The following is a 2,278-nucleotide window of genomic DNA, read 5'->3' as shown; positions in this document are numbered from 1 at the left end:
GTTTGAATCTTTTTCGTGTCTTGATGGTGATATTTGGTTTCGATGATAATCTGAAGTTCTTGATTGAAATGGTCATATGCTTTTTGTCTCTCGGCGGGTTTGAACGGTTGGTCGATAATTTTTTGAAGGGAAGCATACATTTGTTTTAACTTCTCATGCAGCTTACGTACTTCCACGGATGCTGCGGGATCGCGGGCAGCCTCCCGACTCTTTCTCAAAAGATGAGTCCAGCAGCTTTGATGTTTAAATAACAATTTACTATACGCTCCATAGTCGTCTCGGACCAAGACATCCTCCTGGTGTGAACCATGCAAGATTCTTCTGGGCACACCTCCGCCCCGGGATTCCTCGACCCTATAATAAGCATGCTTGTCGGTAAAAAATCCCCACAGCCAATGGTTGACACCATCTACTCTCCAGCCTGTTTCATCAGCGTGTTTTACGGGGGAAGCACGAATTTGCTCCAGAATCCGATCATAACGCTTGCCCAACCATCTTCGAGCTCTATGCAGCATTCCCACTAATGTCCCTTTACTAACTTTTATCCCATACCAATGGTCTAAACTCCAGACGATCGTGTCCCAGCTACTTCTGGCAATGTATTTCTGAGTAAGCACGTATAACAGGACGTTGATCCCCAAGCGAGCTTGAGGAATAACTTCTTCAATTACAGCCTTGACGGTTTTCTTACACTTTTTGCACCACTGCAGTTCCTTTTCGTAACGCGTCACTTTTGATTGGGTTTGTTCAATCGGAGGAATATCTTCTACCGTATGTTCCTCAACGCTACTGCTGCGTTCCAAGGCTTCCCCACAATCAGGACATTTTTCAAGATATACTCGCCTTACTTCATCTACCCGCTTGGGGATTCTCCGACCTCGTCCGGGGTGCCCTTTCTGTGCACCCCGTCTCCGTTTCTTCTTAAGATTCTCAAGAATATCTACATCCGATCCCTCCTGGTTTGTTGCTTCTTCGGTTTGCTTTTTAACATTTGGTTTAAAAATCATATCCCTATAGCGATCCCGCTGTCGCTCGAGTTCTTTACAGCGTCTTTCAAGCTTTGTGACCTTCTGGCTGAGCTCTTTGTTTTCTCGTTTTAGGCCATCCTTTTCTTTCTCTAGTTTAGCTCGAGCTTTTTGCTGTGCCTCAAGCGCACGCCCTAAGGTTGCAACTTTTACCCGTAGCTTTCTTTTTTCCTCGTCCTTGCTTTTCCAGCTTCCTAATTGCATAGCCTCTCCTGAAAATCTCGAACCAATGGATAGACGTAAACCTCTTTAATGGGAACTTTCAGTTTAGAATAGCGATCATTGCGGCTTCGTCCCTGTGTCTGCCCAAGACATTTCCAGTTAGCTGCCCGATAACAGGTGCCGGCAAAACGCCCCACCTCTACAAAAGTTTCCAGCAAAAGTATAGGGTGTCCATATTTTTCTTGCCAGTCTCTGGAAAGCCGCCGGCTAATTTTTCCTAGAAGATGACTAGCTAAATGGGGGACTTTCTTAAGCAGCAAAAACCGCATGTTGTTGGCAATCAACTGCAAGTTGACTTTACGCTTTTCTTCCTTCCAACCAATGAATTTATCTCGTGGGGCTATCCGCCAGGCAGCCGCGCCGAACAACAAACAGCCTAAAATTGCTCCTTTTCCGTCCCGAATCAGGTAAGCCAAATGTTCGCCTACGCTGCCGCGATAACCCAAATAATGATGGTGTGCCAGTAAGGTGTTGAATAATTTTCCTGAAGACGTTCCCGGTTTTACTATCTCAATCTCTAGTGGTTGAGACTTCTTCAGATTACATGCCTGAGAATAAAAAGGAAGAGGGATCAATATATTTTTTTGCTCCCTCATGCGCTGAGGTGCTTTGCGACGTCGGGGCGGCTGAACGATGTATCCCTTTTGTTCTAGCTTTCGTAACAAACTGCGGCAAGCGATGTCTTTTAGTATTCCTTTTGCATTGCGCCAATCCCAAAGCTGACATAATTCCTGCGATAGTTTTGACCGACTCCATTCGGGGTGACTGGCTATTAACTTTGTAATCTGACAAATTTCTTCGGCCGCAATTGCTCTCCCTTGCACCATTATGTTCTTTGCCATACATATAATTTACCATACCCTTTTTGTAGAGTCCAGCCTTTTTTGGGGATTTTAACTTTTGAAAACTGAATACTTACGGGATAAACTATTTGCAAGCCTAAGTCGACGTGATACAATAAATGTCAAATGTCAAATGTCAAATGTCAAATTATGGGATGCCTTCGGCATGTTATTTATAAAATAGTTGTT

Annotated in this window: 2 protein-coding genes; both read right to left on the bottom strand. The window is 44.4% G+C overall.

The window, feature by feature from the left end; all coding sequences use genetic code 11:
- On the bottom strand, positions 1-1,229 hold a 1,229-nt coding region (gene tnpC / locus AC3WVG_RS11415; RefSeq protein WP_488798243.1), incomplete at its 3' end, for an IS66 family transposase.
- Positions 1,220-2,089, bottom strand: a complete 870-nt coding sequence (locus AC3WVG_RS11410; RefSeq protein WP_488798242.1) for a Druantia anti-phage system protein DruA — start codon at positions 2,087-2,089, stop codon at positions 1,220-1,222. The genes tnpC and AC3WVG_RS11410, both read right to left, overlap by 10 nt.
- Positions 2,090-2,278: the final 189 nt, after the last annotated feature.

It is taken from the genome of Desulfovulcanus sp., assembly GCF_982781345.1.
The sequence above is the reverse complement of the archived record's forward strand: the minus strand, read 5'-3'. Positions and strand labels throughout refer to the sequence as shown.

Bases quoted from the DNA above. Each gene is read 5' to 3' on its own strand.
- AC3WVG_RS11410 (WP_488798242.1), bottom strand. From the start codon at position 2,089: ATGGCAAAGAACATAATGGTGCAAGGGAGAGCAATTGCGGCCGAAGAA.